Genomic DNA, 17,460 nt, shown 5'->3' on the forward strand with positions numbered 1-17,460 from the left:
TTCACTACGTTAGCCCATCCTCTCGGCGACTCATAATCGAGTCTCGTGAATCGAATTCCGGGCACGCGGGCGCGCCGAAGTCGACCCCGTCGAGGGGTTGTAGCTAGGTAGTGGGGTGGCCGCTCCGGCTGCTGGCGATTGCCGTACCCGGTTCAGCGGCTCGGGATACGTTACGCACTCTCCAAGGACGCGTCAACTTCGGGGGCGCCTGGGCACATGAGCCCGATAGGGGCTCACCGTCGGGTCGTCCGCGACCCAGTAGCGCCACGGATGGATCTCGCCGTCGCCGCCTTCGCCGGCGACTCCGGTGCGGGGTCCGCTCCGCACCTGGTGGGAGGGGATCTGCATGCCGGTGACCATCCGCAGGGGGGTGTCGCCGGAGGTGCACGCGTCCGTGCCGTTCAGGGAGCGGTCGACCTCGAGAGCCGTGGCCAGGCGGGCCGGCCCTTTGGCCAGTTCCTTGTTGTTGCGGGCCGAAAGTCGACGTTTGCGGGCGAGGTCCACGCCCTCGATGACCTCGCCGGCGCGGAGCAGGACCGCGGACGCGCGGCCCTCGGGGCCGCAGACGAGGTTCATGCAGTGCCACATGCCGTAGGTGAAGTACACGTACACGTACCCGGGCGGGCCGAACATCACCTCGTTGCGGGCGGTGCGCCCGCGGTAGGCGTGGGAGCCGGGGTCGTTCGGGCCGTCGTACGCCTCGACCTCGGTGAGGCGTACGGCGATCGGGCCCTCGGGAGTCGTGCGGACCAGGATGCGACCGAGGAGGTCCGGTGCCACCTCCAGGACCGGGCGGTCGAAGAACTCTCTGGGCAGTGGCATACGGTCCGGGGACGCGATCATGCCGTCCGAGGGTAGTGCAGGCGGGGCACCGCGCCTGCGGAACCGGTCGCCGGCGGATCGCGTTTGTAGGGGTCGAGGGTCCTTCGTAAAGGGAGAGTCAATGGCGTTCAAGAAGCTGCTCGCGAGCCTCGGGGCCGGTGGTGCCTCCGTCGAGACGGTGCTGACCGAGGTGAATGTGGTGCCGGGCGGTGTCGTCCAGGGTGAGGTGCGGATCCAGGGCGGGTCCGTGAACCAGGACGTCGAGGGGCTGTCCGTCGGTCTGCAGGCCAAGGTCGAGGTGGAGAGCGGCGACCAGGAGTACAAGCAGGACATCGAGTTCACCAAGGTGCGGCTCGGTGGAGCCTTCGAGCTGCAGGCAGGCGCGGTGCACGCGGTGCCGTTCGGGCTCGAGATCCCCTGGGAGACGCCGGTCACGATGATCGACGGGCAGGCGCTGCGCGGGATGCACATCGGGGTGACGACCGAGCTGGCGATCGCGCGGGCCGTGGACTCCGGCGACCTGGACCCGATCAACGTGCATCCGCTGCCGGCGCAGAAGGCCATCCTGGACGCCTTCATCCAGCTGGGCTTCCGCTTCAAGAACGCGGACATGGAGCGCGGCCACATCCGGGGCACGCGGCAGACGCTCCCCTTCTACCAGGAGATCGAGTTCTACCCGCCGTCGCAGTACCGGGGTCTGAACCAGGTCGAGCTGAGCTTCGTGGCCGACGCACACGCGATGGACGTCGTACTGGAGATGGACAAGAAGCCGGGTCTGTTCAGCGAGGGTTCGGACACCTTCAGGTCCTTCCAGGTCGGGCAGCACGACTGGCAGGGGACCGACTGGGCGGCTTATCTGAACCAGTGGCTGTCCGAGGTCGGCAGCAAGCGCAACTGGTTCTAGGCTCGGGAACTGCTGATTCCAGATCATCGATCAGGAGGTACCGAGGTGACCGAGCTCAAGCGGCGGCCGCTCCCCCATGATTTCCATCCGCCCGTGCCGTCGTTCACGGTGACGAGCACGGACATCGAGGAGGGTGCGACGCTCAAGGACGCTCAGGTCTACGCGGAGGGCAACACCTCGCCGCAGCTGCGCTGGGAGGGCTTCCCGCCTCAGACCAAGAGCTTCGCCGTGACCTGCTACGACCCGGACGCGCCGACGGGCAGCGGGTTCTGGCACTGGGTTCTGTTCGACATCCCGGCCTCGGTGACGGAGCTGCCTGCGGGTGCGGGCAGCGGCAAGTTCGAGGGGCTGCCCGAGGGCGCCGTGCAGGTGCGCAACGACTACGGCTCGAAGGACTTCGGTGGTGCCGCGCCGCCGCCCGGGGACGGGCCGCACCGGTACGTCTTCACGGTGTACGCGGTCGACCAGGAGAAGCTCGGTCCGGATGCCGACGTCTCGCCCGCAGTCGTCGGTTTCAATCTGCGGTTCCACGCCATTGCGCGTGCCCAGCTCATCGGTGAGTACGAGAATCCCGCGAAGGGCTGAGCGCAGCGCCACGATTCAGCCGAGCGTTCATTGAACGTTTGCCCGTCTCCGGTCTTGGAAGTGATCGGAGGCGGGCATTTTTTATTGCGTTGTCCATCTCGGCGCGCCCGTCCAGAGTTGATCCGAGCCCGCCGGGCGGTGGGCAGGTGCACACGGGAGGTGGGCTGGATGCGGGACACTCTGGTACTGAACGCGAGCTTCGAGCCGCTGTCGACGGTGACCTTGAACCGAGCCGTGGTTCTGGTGTTGCAGGACAAGGCCGTCGTCGAGCAGGCCCATCCCGAACTGCGCATGAGGGGTGCCGATGTGGACATACCGGCGCCACGGGTGATCAGACTGTGCAGGTACGTACGGGTGCCGTTCCGAAGACAAGCGCCGTGGTCGAGGCGGGGGGTGCTGGTCCGGGACCGGCACCGGTGCGCGTACTGCGGGCGCAGGGCCACGACAGTGGACCATGTGCTGCCGCGGGCGCAGGGCGGGCAGGACACCTGGCTGAATACCGTCGCCGCGTGTGCGGAGGACAACCACAGGAAGGCCGACCGGACTCCGCAGCAGGCCGGGATGGAACTTCTTCGGCAGCCCTTCGAGCCGACGCCGGCCGATGCGATGTTGCTCGCGCTGGGGGCCGAGGACTTCGCTGCGCTTCCCGGGTGGTTGGCCCGGGAAGCCGCCTGAGCGTCTGCCGAGTCGGCTCGCTCGGCGGCATCCCGTCGTTCCGGGTTGCGCGTAGTTGCCCGCGCCGCTGCGGGGCGCTCCCCTAGTCGATGCTCGGCTTCTCCCTGCGCTCCGCGCCGCTGTTCTGGGGCGGGATCGAGCTGCCGCCGCCGTTGCCCGAGCCGCCGCCCAGGGAGCCGAAGTTACCCATCGCGCCGGAGAGGCCCTTGAGGGCGTCGCCGATCTCGCTGGGCACGATCCAGAGCTTGTTGGCGTCGCCCTCGGCGATCTTCGGGAGCATCTGGAGGTACTGGTAGGACAGGAGCTTCTGGTCCGGGTCTCCGGCGTGGATGGCCTCGAAGACCGTACGGACGGCCTGGGCCTCGCCCTCGGCGCGCAGCGCGGCGGCCTTGGCCTCGCCCTCGGCGCGCAGAATCTGGGACTGCTTCTCGCCCTCGGCGGTGAGGATGGCGGCCTGGCGCGTACCTTCGGCGGTGAGGATCGCGGCGCGCTTGTCGCGGTCGGCGCGCATCTGCTTCTCCATCGAGTCCTGGATGGAGGTCGGGGGCTCGATGGCCTTCAGCTCGACGCGGTTGACGCGGATGCCCCACTTGCCGGTGGCCTCGTCGAGGACGCCGCGCAGGGCCGCGTTGATCTCCTCGCGGGAGGTGAGGGTGCGCTCGAGGTCCATGCCGCCGATGATGTTGCGGAGCGTGGTGACGGTCAGCTGCTCGATCGCCTGGATGTAGCTGGCGACTTCATAGGTGGCGGCGCGGGCGTCCGTCACCTGGTAGTAGATGACCGTGTCGATGTTGACGACCAGGTTGTCCTGGGTGATCACCGGCTGGGGCGGGAACGGTACGACCTGTTCACGCAGGTCGATGCGGTTGCGGATGGTGTCGATGAACGGGACCACGATGTTGAGGCCCGCGTTCAGAGTCCGCGTGTAGCGGCCGAAGCGCTCGACGATGGCCGCGCTGGCCTGTGGGATGACCTGGATGGTCTTGATCAGGGCGATGAAGACCAACACCACCAGAATGACCAGGACGATGATGACCGGTTCCATCGTGTTCCCCGTACCCCTCTCTGCCTCGCCTCTTGGGCAGAACCTGTGGCTGTTGAAGATCTTGCTGGTCGAGTCTGACAGACTCGCGCCCAACTCGCCGGTCGGATGGCTCAGATGACGATCGCGGTGGCCCCCTCGATCTCCACGACGTCTACCTCCTGGCCGATTTCGTAGGCGCGGCCGGTGTCCAGGGCGCGGGCCGACCAGACCTCCCCGGCGAGCTTGATGCGGCCGCCGGCGCCGTCGACCCGTTCCAGTACGACGGCCTGCTTGCCCTTCAACGCGTCGATGCCGGTGGCGAGTTGGGGGCGCTGTCTGGTGTGGCGGGCCGCGATGGGCCGGACGACGGCGATGAGCGCGACGGAGACGACGACGAACGCGAGGACCTGGATCACGGCGCCGAGGCCGAGGCCCGCGACGACCGCGGCCGCGACGGCGCCCACCGCGAGCATGCCGAACTCCGGCATCGCGGTGACGACGAGCGGTATTCCGAGTGCCGCCGCGCCGACGAGCCACCACACCCATGCGTCGATGTCGTTCACACGGTCATGGTAGGGCCGGGGCCGGGTGGCGGACAGGGCGCGAAGGAGGAGGGCGCAGGGTCTCAGGACAGGGGCAGGCCCTGGGCCGTCCAGCGGTCGCCGACCTGCTCGACGACGAGCGGGAGGCCGAAGCAGAGGGAGAGGTTGCGCGAGGTCAGTTCCAGCTCGACCGGGCCGGCGGCCAGGACCTTGCCCTGGCGGATCATCAGGACGTGGGTGAAGCCGGGGGCGATCTCCTCGACGTGGTGCGTCACCATGATCATCGAGGGGGCGATGGGGTCGCGGGCGAGCCGGCCGAGGCGGCGGACCAGGTCCTCGCGGCCACCGAGGTCGAGGCCGGCGGCGGGCTCGTCGAGCAGGAGCAGCTCGGGGTCGGTCATCAGGGCGCGGGCGATGAGGGTGCGCTTGCGCTCGCCCTCGGAGAGGGTGCCGAACTTCCTCTCGAGGTAGTCGCTCATGCCGAGGCGGTCGAGGAAGGCGCGGGCGCGCTGCTCGTCGACCTCGTCGTACTCCTCGTGCCAGCCGGCGGTCATGCCGTAGGCGGCGGTGAGGACCGTCTGCAGGACCGTCTGGCGCTTGGGGAGCTTCTCGGCGAGGGCGATGCCGGCCACGCCGATGCGGGGGCGCAGCTCGAAGACGTCGGTACCGGGCTTGCCGAGGGTCTCGCCGAGGATGCTGGCGGTGCCGTGGCTGGGGAAGAGGTAGCTGGAGGCGACGTTCAGGAGGGTGGTCTTGCCGGCGCCGTTCGGGCCGAGGATGACCCAGCGCTCGCCCTCCTTCACCGACCAGGAGACCTGGTCCACCAGAGCCCGGCCCTCACGGATCACGGATACGTCCTGAAGCTCCAGAACATCGCTCATGAGCGCGTTGTCTCCCCTTGCAGTGTGGCCGGTCTCGGCTGTCGCGTACGCCTGTGGCTCGGGCCGCAGTGCCGGTGGGCGCGGCCCTCATGAAATCTACGCCACGCGTGCGCCGCTCCATTCCATCGGTCCGGTCCTTAGGGTGGGGGCATGCTCTCGGAACCGCGTTCAGGACGCCTTGCCGCTTGGGGAAATGCCCTTTTGGCCGGACTTGTCTCTCCGGATGACGCCGTGCTCGCCATTGTGGCCGAGGACACGGTGCACCGGGTGGAGGGGCTGCCCGGTGAGTCCGCGCCGGTCGGGCTCACGCTGGCGCTGGGGCGGCTGCGCACGCTGGGGGCGACCGGGCTGCGGGTGGCGCTGCCGACGCCCGGCCATCCGCTGGGGCTGAGCGGCCCGCCCGAGTTCAACGCACGGGCGCTGGAGGCCGAGGAGGCGGTGGTCTGTTTCGGGGCCGCCCTCGGGCTGGTGCCGGAGGTGTACGAGGCCGGGCCCGAGGGTGATGTACATGCCGAGGTGGTCTGGCACGTCCTGCCGGTACGGGAGGCACCGCCGGCCGATGTGCCCTCGCTGGGCGAGGCCGAGCGGGAGCTTGCGGAGGCACTCCGAGAGGCGACCGTGGTGCTGTCGAAGCTGGATGTCGCCGGGTCCGGTCCCGTGGCGGAGGCGGCGATCGACGCGTACCGGGCGCGGGCCGAGCTGGGGCGGGAGGTGCTGGCCCCGGGGTATCCGCCGCGTGCGGCGCGGGTTCTGGAGCTGGCGCAGCGGGTCGCGCTGCTGGTGTCGCTGGCGTACGGCAACGGGCACGGGGGTGCGGTCAGCTCCAGCGAGATGGCGGCCCGGGCGGAGGCTCTGCGGCCCGTCGAGCGCACGGCTCGCCGGGCGCAGGTGGCCGCGTACAACTCCATCGTGGAGGAGCGGGAGCGCGGAGCGCGCTGACGCGAAGGGCTCCTTGGGGCATGGTGCCCGAGGAGCCCCGAACCGTTGTCAGCCGTTCGCACTCTTGTTGCCGAACGCCGGGTTCAGCAGGCCGATCAGGTTGGCGCTGTCGCCGACCACGTTCACCGGCACGTGCAGCGGGACCTGAACGGCGTTGCCGGAGGCGACGCCCGGGGACTTCTCGGCCACGCCCTTGGCGGCGGAGTCGGCGACGGCGGCGCCGGCGGACACACCCGCGGCGATACCGGCGACGGTCACGGCGAAAACGGCCTTCTTGGCGATGTTCATGGGACGGGTTCCTCCTGCGTGTGCTGTTCCGACCCGGCCGTGGGTCGTGCGCTGATCAACGCCGGAGGCCTGCGATGCGGTACGGCGGCGGGGCCTTGAGCGCCCGTTCGGTGCAGTCGGCCGACAATCGGTGCAGTCGGCCGACAAACTGACAGGCCTCCCGGTGTGCCCGGGAGGCCTGTGGTCACGATCGGCGGGACGTCACTGGTTGACGCCGAGGTTGCCGAAGACCGGGTTCAGCACGCCGATGACGCTCACGCTGTTGCCGACCGCGTTCACCGGGATGTGCACCGGCACCTGAGCGACATTGCCCGAGACGACACCCGGCGAAGCCGTCGCCTCGCCGGCGGCCTGGGACCCGGTGTGGGCGGAGGCCAGGCCCGCACCGGCGGCCACGAGGCCACCGGCCGCGATCGTCACGGCCGCTGCCTTCTTCAGGTTCTTCACTTTCCAACCCCTCCTAGGCGTTCGCCACGGCGGTTCGCCGCGGCACGCACTGGAGAACGGCGCAGGCCGCCGGAGGATGCGCCGTCCGGGTGACATTCCCACGACGGTATGAATCTCAGTCCGGAGCCTGACCCCCAGGGTTGCCGTGCGTGACGGCAATGCTGCACGTCGGGGCGGGCGTTTCAGCCGGACACACCGTGGCGTACGGCCCACAGCGCGGCCTGGGTGCGGTCGGCGAGGTCGAGCTTCATCAGGATGTTGGAGACGTGCGTCTTGACCGTCTTCTCGGACAGCACGAGGGCGCGGGCTATCTCGCGGTTGGAGCGGCCGTCGGCGATCAGGCCGAGCACCTCGCTCTCCCGCTCGGTGAGCGAACCGCCTCTGCCCTGGCCGGAGTTGGCCTCCTCCTGGGAGAGCAGGGCGTCGGCGACCTCCGGCTGGAGCAGGACGTGGCCCGCGTGCACGGAGCGGATGGCCCCGGCGAGGGCGTCGGGGTCCACGTCCTTGTAGACGTACCCGGCGGCGCCCGCGCGCAGGGCCGGGACGACCGTGCGCTGCTCGGTGAAGCTGGTGACGATCAGCACGCGCGCGGGATTGGTGAGTTCGCGCAGCCGGCGCAGGGCGTCGATGCCGTCCATACCGGGCATCTTGATGTCCATCAGGACGACGTCCGGGCGCAGTTCCTCGGCGCGGGCGACGCCCTCGGCGCCGTCGGCGGCCTCGCCGACCACCTCGATGTCGTCCTGCACCTCCAGGAAGGTGCGCAGGCCCCGGCGCACGACCTGGTGGTCGTCGACGAGCAGCACCTTGATCGGGTCAGCCACCGGGGACCTCCATCTCGATCGTGGTGCCCTTGCCGGGCACCGACTCCACGGTGAGCGTGCCGCCGACCCCGCTCGCCCGGTCCCGCATCGAGACCAGGCCCAGATGCCGTCCGGCGTGGCGGACCGCGCGCGGGTCGAAGCCGCCGCCGTCGTCGCTGACGCGCAGCACGGCTCCGCCACCGCGCCGGTCCACGCTCACCGCGACGTGCTCGGCACCGGAGTGGCGCAGCGCGTTGTGCAGAGCCTCCTGGGCGACCCGGAGCAGAGCCTCCTCCTGCGCCGCCGGCAGGGCGCGGAAGCCGTTGCTGGTGAAGGTCACGCGCGCGGTGTGGGCGCGGTCGAGGACCTGGGTCTGGGTGCGCAGGGTGGCGAGAAGGCCGTCCTCGTCGAGGGCGGCGGGGCGCAACTCCACGACGGCGGCGCGCAGCTCGTCGGTGGCCTCGGCGGCCAGCGCGGCGACCTGGTGCAGTTCGCCCTTCGCGCGCGCGGGGTCGCGGTCGACCAGGGCGGCCGCGGCCTGCGCGGTCAGGCGCAGCGAGAACAACTTCTGGCTGACCGCGTCGTGCAGTTCGTGGGCGAGGCGGGAGCGTTCCTCGGCGATGGTCAGTTCGCGGCTGCGTTCGTAGAGGCGGGCGTTGGTGAGGGCGATGGCCGCGTGCTGGGCGAGGATGGACAGCAGCTCCTGGTCCTCCTCCGTGAAGCCGCAACCTCCTTCCGGCTTGGGGCAGTTCTTGTTGGCGAGGAAGAGCGCGCCGATGACCTCGTCGCCGTCGCGGATGGGCAGGCCCAGGAAGTCGACCAGGTCCGGGTGGGCGGACGGCCAGCCCTCGAAGCGGGGGTCCCTGCGCACGTCGGCGAGGCGCTCGGGGCGTGCCTCGTGCAGCATCGCGGCGAGGATGCCGTGCTGGCGGGGCAGCGGGCCGATGGCCTTCCACTGGGCGTCGCTGACGCCGTCGACGACGAACTGGGCGAAGCCGCCGTGGTCGTCGGGGACGCCGAGGGCGGCGTACTGCGCGTCGAGCAGCTCTCGGGCGGAGGCGACGATCGTCTTGAGGACGTCGCGCACCTCCAGATGCCTGCTCATGGCCAGCAGCGCGGAACTCACCGCGGCGAGGCCGGACCGGGGGCCTTGACTCATGTCCTCACGGTACCGGCGGGGTGTGACAACGCGGATCGGACCGGTGGGGGCCCGGACCGGTCCGCTGGACCTAGGGCCGGTGGTCTAGGTCCCCCGGCCCGGGGCGTGCGGTGTACGCCGAAGGAACCGTGCCCGTTGCGGCCCGCGCCGGAGGCGGCCCGGGCGGGGCCGTTCCTACGGTGTGGACACCGCCCGGCCGGGCGGTCGGCGACGAGGGGACGGTTGTCATGCCGGTAGCGATCATCACGGGGGCCTCGAAGGGGCTGGGGCGGGCGCTCGCCGAGGCGCTGGCCGCGCGCGGCTGGGATCTGGTGCTCGACGCGCGGGGCGCACAGGCGCTCGAGGAGGCCGCGGAGACGGTCGCCGGGCCCGGAACGCGCGTGGAGGCACTGCCCGGGGATGTCACGGACGCCGGGCACCGGGCCGCCCTGGTGGCGGCGGCGCGCGGGCTGGGCGGTGTCGATCTGCTGGTGAGCAACGCGAGCGCGCTGGGCGCCGAGCCGCTGGTGCCACTGGCAGAGCTGCCGCCGGAGGGGCTGCGACGGGCGCTGGAGGTGAACGTGGTGGCCGCGCTGGGCCTGGTCCGCGAGGCGCTGCCGCTGCTGCGCGAGTCGCCGGCCGGCTCGGTCGTCGCGGTCAGCTCGGACGCGGCGGCCGAGGCGTACGGGACATGGGGCGGCTACGGCGCCTCGAAGGCGGCTCTGGACCAGCTGATGGCGGTGCTGGGCGTGGAGGAGCCGGGCCTGCGGGTGTGGGCGGTGGATCCCGGGGACATGGCGACCGGCCTGTACGCGGCGGCCGTACCCGACGACAGGGACCCACGTCCGGCGCCGGCGGCTGTCGTACCGGCGTTCCTGCGGCTGCTGGACGAGCGGCCGGCCGGTGGGCGGTATGTGGCGGCGGAGCTGCTGGAGGAGCGATGAGGACACGCGCGCGTGTGCCGCGGGAGCAGGCCGCACGGGTACCGGTCGAGCAGCGGGGACCGGGGCTGGACCGGGATGCCGTACGGCTGCTGCTCTCGCACGGTACGGAGGTGACGCATCACGCGTTCCGTGAGCTGCCGGGGCTGCTGCGGGCCGGGGATCTGCTGGTGGTGAACACCTCGCCCACACGGGCCGCCGCGGTGGACGGGCGGATCGGGCACGCGCGCGTGGTGGTGCATTTCTCCACGCGCGGCGACGACGAGCGGTGGGCGGTCGAGCTGCGGGAACCGGACGGACGGGGCACGACGCGCGCGCGTACGGGCGGGTACGCGGGAACAGAGGTGTCGCTGCCGGGCGGGGCGCGGCTGGTACTGGAGGAGCCCCTGAGTGCGCGCGGGGAGCGGTTGTGGTGGGCGCGGGCCGGCCGGGCGGAGGTGGAAGAGGTACTGAGGGAGCATGGGCGGCCGATTCGTTACTCCTATACGGAGCGGGAGCAGCCGCTGTCGGTGTACCAGACGGTCTTCGCGCTGCCGGCGCAGGACGGGCAGGGCAGCGCGGAGATGCCGAGTGCGGCACGGCCGTTCACCGCGCCGCTGGTGGCGGAGCTGGTACGGCGCGGGGTGCAGTTCGCGCCGGTCACGCTGCACACGGGGGTGGCGTCCGCGGAGGCGCACGAGCCGCCGTACCCGGAGCGGTTCGCGGTGCCGGAGGCCTCGGCCCGTCTGATCAATGCCGTCCGGGGGGATCTCCGGGGAAATCAAGGAGCGCACGCAGCGCTCGGAGGGAGGAGCGGTGGCGGCAGCCGGGCGGGCGGACGGGTGATCGCCGTCGGGACCACGGCCGTGCGGGCAGTGGAGGCGGCTGCCGGGCCGGACGGGGTGGTGCGGGCGGCCCAGGGGTGGACGGATCTGGTCGTCACGCCGGAGCGCGGGGTGCGGGTCGTGGACGGGCTGCTGACCGGGCTGCACGAGCCCGAGGCCTCGCACCTGCTGATGCTGGAGGCGGTCGCGGGGCGGGCCGCGGTCGACCGTGCCTACGACGAGGCGCTCAGCGGGCTCTATCTGTGGCACGAGTTCGGCGACGTGCATCTCATCCTTCCGGAGGAGCGGCCTCACACAGAGCATTGCGATGGCAACTCCTGGTGAGATTGTTACGCCCCCGATGTGAGCCCGCGCATAGGGTCCACATCACGTACGAAGGGACATAGGAGATATACCCCCTGGGCGCGAACGGGGCAGACGGTCCAGTCTGTCCCGTTTTGCCCTTCCCCGATCCACTACCCGGGATCGTACGTCACACCTTTGCCTGGGCATTTTGCGCTCGCTAAGAATGGCTCTCGTCGCTCAGCGCCGTGGGTCCGAGGCCCATGGCGTTCGTGCGGGAGGAGCCGATTCCCCCGGCGGACGCAGGAGCGACCTCCGCGCTCACGAGAGGTCCATCAGCCATGCCCAAGAACGTTCTCACCCGACTTCATAGTCGCGCCCTGACCAAGCAGGGCAAGATCGCCATCGTCGGCGCCTGCGCCCTCGGCACCGCCGCCCTGGCCGTTTCGGCAGGCAACGCCGAGACCGTCACCACGGGTGCCCCGGCCAGGACCGCCCAGGTCGCCGACAGCACGGCGCTCAAGAACGTCAAGGGCACGGTCACGGACCAGTTCGCCACCGACAACGTCAAGCTCGACTCCATCGCCGCGCAGAAGAAGGCCGCCGACGAGGCCGCCGCGAAGAAGACCGCGGACGAGGCCGCCAAGAAGGCCGCCCAGGACCGCGCCGCCCAGGCCGCGAGCCGCTCCGCCGAGCGCCCGCAGATGGAGACGGTCGCCGCCACCAAGACCTACGCGAACAACCTCGACGGCTGGATCCGCGAGTCCCTGGACATCATGCGGGCCAAGGGCATCCCCGGCTCCTATTACGGCCTGCACCGCAACATCATGCGTGAGTCCTCGGGCAACCCGATGGCCATCAACAACTGGGACATCAACGCCATCAACGGCATCCCGTCCAAGGGCCTGCTGCAGGTGATCCAGCCCACCTTCAACGCCTACCACGTGGCCGGCACGTCGTGGAACATCTACGACCCGGTCGCCAACATCACCGCCGCCGCCAACTACGCGGCGCACCGCTACGGCTCGATGGACAACGTCAACAGCGCGTACTGAGGCCTGGGCGCGGACCTCAGCCACGCATGCCCAAGGGCGGCACCCCACCACGGGGTGCCGCCCTTGGGCCTTGTCGTGCGCGCCGTTGCCTGCGCATGACCTCCGGCTCTACTTGCGCATGACCTCCGGCTCGTGGCGGCGCAGGAAACGGGCCACGAAGAAGCCGCAGACCACACCGAGCAGGATCAGGATGATCATGTCCATGCCCCAAGCCCCGGCCGTGTGGTTCCACAGCGGGTCGGTGCTGCCCGGGTTGTCGGTGTTCGGGGCGATGTTGTTGAAGTCCAGCGTGGTGCCGGCGGCGGCCACGCCCCAGCGCGACGGCATCAGGTACGAGACCTCGTTCACACCGAGTGTGCCGTGCAGGGTGAACAGACAGCCGGTGAAGACGACCTGGATGATCGCGAACATCACCAGCAGCGGCATGGTCTTCTCGGCGGTCTTCACCAGCGAGGAGATCACCAGCCCGACCATCATCGAGGTGAAGCCGAGCGCCATGATCGGCAGACACAGCTCCAGCAGCGTGGAGCTGCCGAGAAGGAGGCCCTGGTCGGGAAGGTCACGGCTGGAGAAGCCGATCACACCGACCAGCAGTCCCTGGAGCACGGTGACGGTGCCGAGCACGACCACCTTGGACATCAGGTACGCCGACCGGGACAGGCCGGTCGCCCGCTCCCGCTCGTAGATCACCCGTTCCTTGATCAGCTCACGCACGGAGTTCGCTGCGCCCGCGAAGCACGCACCGACCGCGAGGATCAGCAGCACCGTGGTGGCCGTGCCGTTGGGGACGTGCAGGCCGGTCTGCGGGTTGATCGCCGCGTTGACCCGCAGGCCGCGGTTGTGCTGGATCGGCAGGCTGACCGCGCCGAGGACCGCCGGCAGGACCACCGACAGCAGCAGGAAGCCGCGGTCGGAGGCGATGACCGACACATAGCGCCGGATCAGGGTCAGCAGCTGTGAGCCCCAGGCCTGCGGCTTGGGCGGCTTGATGGTCTGCATCGGATGCGCATGTACGGCCTGCGGGGCCACGGAGTCGACGTCCGCCGCGTACATCTGGTAGTGCTGCGAACCCTTCCAGCGGCCCGCCCAGTCGTAGTCGCGGTAGTTCTCGAAGGCGGAGAAGACGTCGGCCCAGCTGTCGTAGCCGAAGAAGTTCAGCGCCTCCTCCGGCGGGCCGAAGTACGCCACCGAGCCGCCCGGCGCCATGACCAGCAGCTTGTCGCACAGGGCCAGCTCGGCCACCGAGTGGGTGACGACGAGGACGGTGCGGCCGTCGTCGGCGAGGCCGCGCAGCAACTGCATGACGTCACGGTCCATGCCCGGGTCGAGACCGGAGGTCGGCTCGTCCAGGAAGATCAGCGACGGCTTGGTGAGCAGCTCAAGGGCCACCGAGACACGCTTGCGCTGGCCGCCGGACAGGGAGGTGACCTTCTTGTCCTTGTGGATGTCCAGCTTCAGCTCGCGCAGCACCTCGTCGATACGGGCGTCGCGCTCCTGCGCGGTGGTGTCGGCCGGGAAGCGCAGCTTGGCCGCGTACTTCAGGGCCTTCTTGACGGTCAGCTCCTTGTGCAGGATGTCGTCCTGCGGGACCAGACCGATGCGCTGGCGCAGCTCGGCGAACTGCTTGTACAGGTTCCGGTTGTCGTAGAGGACCTCGCCCTGGTTGGCGGGCCGGTAGCCGGTGAGCGCCTTGAGCAGGGTCGACTTGCCGGAGCCGGACGGGCCGATGACCGCGACCAGGGACTTCTCCGGGACGCCGAAGGAGACGTCCTTCAGGATCTGCTTGCCGCCGTCGACCGTGACGGTCAGATGGCGCGCGGAGAAGGAGACCTCACCGGTGTCGACGAACTCCTCGAGCCGGTCGCCGACGATCCGGAAGGTGGAGTGGCCGACACCGACGATGTCGGCCGGGCCGAGCAGTACCGAGCCGCCCTTGGCGATCGGCTGGCCGTTGACGTACGTGCCGTTGTGCGAGCCCAGGTCGCGGATCTCGAAGCGGCCGTCGGGCGTCGAGTGGAACTCGGCGTGGTGCCGGGAGACCTGCAGGTCGGAGACGACCAGCTCGTTCTCCAGGGCACGGCCGATGCGCATCACCCGGCCGACGGCGAACTGGTGGAACGTGGTCGGGCTGCGGTCGCCGTGGACCGGCGGCGCCCCCGCGCCACCACCGGGTGCTTTCTGTGCGTACTGCTCGGCCGGCCCGGCCTGCTGCGGGAACGCCGAGGCCTGCGGCGGCTGCTGCCAGCCGGCCTGCCCGGCCTGCTGCGGCACGGCGGCCTGCTGTGCGGCCGGTGCCTGCTGGGCTGCCGCCGCCTGCTGCGGTACGGCGGCCTGCTGCGCCCAGCCCGGTGCGCCGGCGCCCTGCGCGGCGTACGGCGCCGGCTGCTGCTGGGCGGCGGTGGCCCCGGACAGATTCAGCAGCGGTCCGTCGGTCGCGTTGCCGAGATGCAGCGCCGAGCCCGGGCCGATCTCCATGTGCTGGATCCGCCGGCCCTGCACGAACGTGCCGTTGGTGCTGCCGTGGTCCTCGACGACCCAACTACGCCCGTTGAAGCTGACCGTGGCGTGCCGCCAGGACACCCTGGCGTCGTCGAAGACGATGTCACCCTGCGGATCGCGGCCGAGGGTGTACGGCCTGGACGGATCCAGTGTCCAGGTCCGTCCGTTTGATTCCAGAACGAGTTCAGGCACTCCATGCCCCACTGAGTTGTCCCCCGAATTACCCCCATCGCAGGGAGTCTAGGGATGTCGAACATCGGGGGGAACTATTTCAGGCCCGGCGCCCTGACCGAAACCCGGGCCTTGCCACGTGTGCCCCCGTGCGCTCCAACTCTCTCCGCCACCGGGGTTGAAACCCGCTCGGAGAGTGGTAATTCCGGCGCGAGAGGGCAAGCACGCACGCGCTCGGCCTCCAACCGCTCCGGGCGGACACGACCGGCTCACCGGGTCGTATGACAACGGCCGTTGCGGCGCCGGGGGCGGACACGTTCGGACAGTGAGGCGCCGAGGTCGCACACTGCCGTCGAAATCACGCCACTCGGGGAGGGGCCGGCCGATGCCCTGCTTCTGTCGTGGCTCTTCTCTACGGCCCCCGCGCCCGGCCGGAGTTGTCGTCACGCCCGCCGAACTCCTCGCGCGTGCCCCGGATCGGTGACCTGCTCCCCCACCAGGACTGCCGTCGGCTTCGGTGGGGACACCCCGGCCACGCTCCTCGACGGCCTCGGCCGGTGGGCCGGGGTCCTGCTGATCGCCCGGCCGCCCGCCCGCCGCCCGCCGCCCGCCGATCGCCGCACGCCGCTGCCGCTGGGCCTGTCCGTCGCGCACCGGGCGGTACGGACGGCGGTCTCGCCGCTCGCCGCCGTTCTGCCGCTCGGCGCCGCCGCTCGCCGCCGTTCTGCCGCTCGGCGCCGCCGCTCGGCGCCGTTGTGCCGCTCGCCGCCGTGGCGGGAACGCGCGGCGGCGTACGCGGTGATCGGCGACGACCATCCGCGGCCTGCGCGGCCCCGCTCGGCGCCGCGCCCGGCACGGCATCCGGAGCGGCCTGCCCCTCGGTCTCTACGCGCTCTGGGGCGGCCGGGCCCCACCCGCGCCCGCCCTGGCGATGCCGGCGGCCAGGGTGCCGGCGGAGCGGTTCGCACCCTTGGAGGCGGCGTGGGGGTGCGGCGGCGGGGGTGCCGGGGCGATGCTGATGAGGGCACGGTTTCGAGGGCGGCGAAGGTGCACCAGGCCCTCGGGATACGGCGCAGGAGCCGGGCCGCACGCGCCGGGCATGCCGTACCCACCGGCCGCCGGACCCGGACCCGTGTACCTGTCTTACCTGTCTTACCTGTCTTCAGATACTGGAAAAGCCCCGTCTCCAGGTGCCGGAGGAGCTACGCGAGGAGCCGCAGGAGAGGCCGAAACATCATGGCTGGACCATCTTCCGGCGGAAAGATCCCCGACACCGGCCCGACATCCATTGTTCCGTGTCCGTCAGGCGGACCTCGACGGCACGAGGCACTGGGTGCCGGATACGGTGGTGGCACCATGAGCGCTTCGCAGACCTCCGCCGCACAGACCTCCGAGGTCCCCACTCTCCTCGTCAAGATCTTCGGCAAGGACAGGCCGGGCATCACGGCGGGCCTGTTCGACACGCTGGCCGCCTACCTCGTCGACGTGGTCGACATCGAGCAGGTCGTCACCCGGGGCCGCCTGGTGCTGTGCGCGCTGGTGACCCAGCCCCCGGCCGGTCTGGAGGGCGACCTGAGGGCCACCGTGCACAGCTGGGCCGAGTCGATGAAGATGCAGGCGGAGATCATTTCGGGGCACGGCGACAACCGGCCGCGTGGTCTTGGGCGCTCCCTGGTGACCGTTCTCGGCCATCCGCTCACCGCCGAGTCGACGGCCGCCATCGCCGACCGGATCGCCAAGGCCGGCGGCAACATCGACCGCATCTTCCGGCTCGCCAAGTACCCGGTGACGGCGGTGGAGTTCGCCGTCTCCGGTGTGGAGACCGAGCCGCTGCGCACGGCCCTGGCGTCCGACGCTGCGGCACTGGGTGTCGATGTCGCGGTCGTCTCGGCGGGCCTGCACCGGCGCGCTCAGCGGCTTGTGGTCATGGATGTGGACTCCACCCTGATCCAGGACGAGGTCATCGAGCTGTTCGCCGCGCACGCCGGCTGCGAGGACAAGGTCGCCGAGGTGACGGCGGCGGCGATGCGCGGGGAGCTGGACTTCGAGCAGTCGTTGCACGCGCGCGTGGCGCTGCTGAAGGGGCTGGACGCCACCGTGGTCGACAAGGTGCGCAACGAGGTCCGGCTGACGCCGGGCGCGCGCACCTTGATCCGCACGCTGAAACGACTCGGCTACCAGGTCGGGGTCGTCTCCGGCGGCTTCACCCAGGTCACGGACGATCTGAAGGAGCGGCTGGGTCTGGATTTCGCGCAGGCCAACACACTGGAGATCGTCGACGGCAAGTTCACCGGCCGGGTCACCGGCGAGATCGTGGACCGGGCGGGCAAGGCGCGGCTGCTGCGCCGGTTCGCCGCGGAGGCCGGGGTGCCGCTGTCGCAGACGGTGGCGATCGGCGACGGTGCCAACGACCTGGACATGCTGAACGCGGCGGGTCTGGGCGTCGCCTTCAACGCCAAGCCGGTGGTCCGCGAGGCGGCGCACACGGCGGTGAACTTCCCCTTCCTCGACACCGTGCTGTATCTGCTGGGCGTCACCCGTGAAGAGGTCGAGGCGGCCGACACGCACGACGAGGGCTGAGCCGGCCCGGCGGCCCCGGACACGTACAAGGGATCGGCACCATGGGGTGCCGGGCCCTTG

General features: G+C 70.7%; 17 protein-coding genes. 8 read left to right on the top strand and 9 right to left on the bottom strand.

All coding sequences use genetic code 11. The annotated features are described in order from the left end of the window. Positions 1–192: 192 nt before the first annotated feature. Entirely contained in the window at positions 193–843 is a 651-nt protein-coding gene (locus GQF42_RS11745; RefSeq protein WP_158919572.1) for a DNA-3-methyladenine glycosylase, read from the bottom strand. 100 nt (positions 844–943) lie between these two features. Between GQF42_RS11745 and GQF42_RS11750 the strand changes: the two genes are divergently transcribed. From GQF42_RS11750 to GQF42_RS11760, 3 genes are all read left to right on the top strand, one after another. Beyond that, complete coding sequence (locus GQF42_RS11750) at positions 944–1,726, top strand: sporulation protein (RefSeq protein ID WP_158919573.1); 783 nt, start codon at positions 944–946, stop codon at positions 1,724–1,726. A 45-nt stretch (positions 1,727–1,771) separates the two neighbouring features. Further along, positions 1,772–2,311, top strand: a complete 540-nt coding sequence (locus GQF42_RS11755; RefSeq protein WP_158919574.1) for a YbhB/YbcL family Raf kinase inhibitor-like protein — start codon at positions 1,772–1,774, stop codon at positions 2,309–2,311. Between the two features lie 168 nt (positions 2,312–2,479). Then, the gene (locus GQF42_RS11760) at positions 2,480–2,986 is read left to right on the top strand and encodes an HNH endonuclease (protein ID WP_158919575.1); all 507 of its coding nucleotides are present in this window, start codon (positions 2,480–2,482) and stop codon (positions 2,984–2,986) included. An 82-nt stretch (positions 2,987–3,068) separates the two neighbouring features. Here GQF42_RS11760 and GQF42_RS11765 read toward each other — a convergent pair whose 3' ends face one another. The 3 genes from GQF42_RS11765 to GQF42_RS11775 all read right to left on the bottom strand — a co-directional run bounded on the left by GQF42_RS11765 (position 3,069) and on the right by GQF42_RS11775 (position 5,433). After that, complete coding sequence (locus GQF42_RS11765) at positions 3,069–4,031, bottom strand: SPFH domain-containing protein (RefSeq protein ID WP_158919576.1); 963 nt, start codon at positions 4,029–4,031, stop codon at positions 3,069–3,071. Between the two features lie 110 nt (positions 4,032–4,141). Next, positions 4,142–4,573: an NfeD family protein gene (locus tag GQF42_RS11770; protein ID WP_158919577.1), complete on the bottom strand. Its 432-nt coding sequence runs from the start codon at positions 4,571–4,573 to the stop codon at positions 4,142–4,144. Between the two features lie 62 nt (positions 4,574–4,635). Continuing rightward, entirely contained in the window at positions 4,636–5,433 is a 798-nt protein-coding gene (locus tag GQF42_RS11775) for an ABC transporter ATP-binding protein (protein ID WP_158919578.1), read from the bottom strand. A 150-nt stretch (positions 5,434–5,583) separates the two neighbouring features. Between GQF42_RS11775 and GQF42_RS11780 the strand changes: the two genes are divergently transcribed. Continuing rightward, positions 5,584–6,372: a hypothetical protein gene (locus GQF42_RS11780; RefSeq protein WP_158919579.1), complete on the top strand. Its 789-nt coding sequence runs from the start codon at positions 5,584–5,586 to the stop codon at positions 6,370–6,372. A 48-nt stretch (positions 6,373–6,420) separates the two neighbouring features. Here the strand turns inward: GQF42_RS11780 and GQF42_RS11785 are convergent, their stop codons facing one another. The 4 genes from GQF42_RS11785 to GQF42_RS11800 form a co-directional block, all read right to left on the bottom strand. Continuing rightward, positions 6,421–6,660, bottom strand: a complete 240-nt coding sequence (locus GQF42_RS11785; RefSeq protein ID WP_158919580.1) for a chaplin — start codon at positions 6,658–6,660, stop codon at positions 6,421–6,423. Positions 6,661–6,861: 201 nt separating this feature from the next. Further along, positions 6,862–7,107 carry a chaplin gene (locus GQF42_RS11790; protein WP_158919581.1) on the bottom strand — a complete coding sequence of 82 codons (246 nt, stop codon included), beginning with the start codon at positions 7,105–7,107 and terminating at the stop codon, positions 6,862–6,864. Between the two features lie 182 nt (positions 7,108–7,289). Next, positions 7,290–7,931, bottom strand: coding sequence for a response regulator (locus GQF42_RS11795; protein WP_158919582.1), 642 nt, complete (start codon positions 7,929–7,931; stop codon positions 7,290–7,292). Further along, entirely contained in the window at positions 7,924–9,069 is a 1,146-nt protein-coding gene (locus tag GQF42_RS11800; protein WP_158919583.1) for a GAF domain-containing sensor histidine kinase, read from the bottom strand. Before GQF42_RS11800 ends, GQF42_RS11795 begins: the two co-directional genes overlap by 8 nt. Positions 9,070–9,296: 227 nt before the next feature. Here GQF42_RS11800 and GQF42_RS11805 point away from each other — a divergent pair, with 227 nt between their 5' ends. The 3 genes from GQF42_RS11805 (at position 9,297) to GQF42_RS11815 (ending at position 12,150) form a co-directional block, all read left to right on the top strand. After that, positions 9,297–9,992 carry an SDR family NAD(P)-dependent oxidoreductase gene (locus GQF42_RS11805; protein WP_158919584.1) on the top strand — a complete coding sequence of 232 codons (696 nt, stop codon included), beginning with the start codon at positions 9,297–9,299 and terminating at the stop codon, positions 9,990–9,992. Next, on the top strand, positions 9,989–11,137 hold the full coding sequence (locus GQF42_RS11810; RefSeq protein ID WP_158919585.1) for an S-adenosylmethionine:tRNA ribosyltransferase-isomerase: 1,149 nt from the start codon (positions 9,989–9,991) through the stop codon (positions 11,135–11,137). The genes GQF42_RS11805 and GQF42_RS11810 overlap by 4 nt, the downstream gene beginning before the upstream one ends. 299 nt (positions 11,138–11,436) lie before the next feature. Then, on the top strand, positions 11,437–12,150 hold the full coding sequence (locus tag GQF42_RS11815) for a transglycosylase SLT domain-containing protein (RefSeq protein ID WP_158919586.1): 714 nt from the start codon (positions 11,437–11,439) through the stop codon (positions 12,148–12,150). A 108-nt stretch (positions 12,151–12,258) separates the two neighbouring features. On the opposite strand, the gene GQF42_RS11820 is transcribed toward GQF42_RS11815, so the two are convergent. Then, positions 12,259–14,841, bottom strand: a complete 2,583-nt coding sequence (locus GQF42_RS11820) for an FHA domain-containing protein (RefSeq protein WP_158919587.1) — start codon at positions 14,839–14,841, stop codon at positions 12,259–12,261. A 1,335-nt stretch (positions 14,842–16,176) separates the two neighbouring features. Between GQF42_RS11820 and serB the strand changes: the two genes are divergently transcribed. Beyond that, entirely contained in the window at positions 16,177–17,400 is a 1,224-nt protein-coding gene (serB, locus tag GQF42_RS11825; protein ID WP_158919588.1) for a phosphoserine phosphatase SerB, read from the top strand. The last annotated feature ends 60 nt before the right edge of the window (positions 17,401–17,460 follow it).

Origin of the sequence: Streptomyces broussonetiae, assembly GCF_009796285.1 — a bacterium.
In the GTDB taxonomy this organism is placed as follows: Bacteria; Actinomycetota; Actinomycetes; order Streptomycetales; family Streptomycetaceae; genus Streptomyces; species Streptomyces broussonetiae.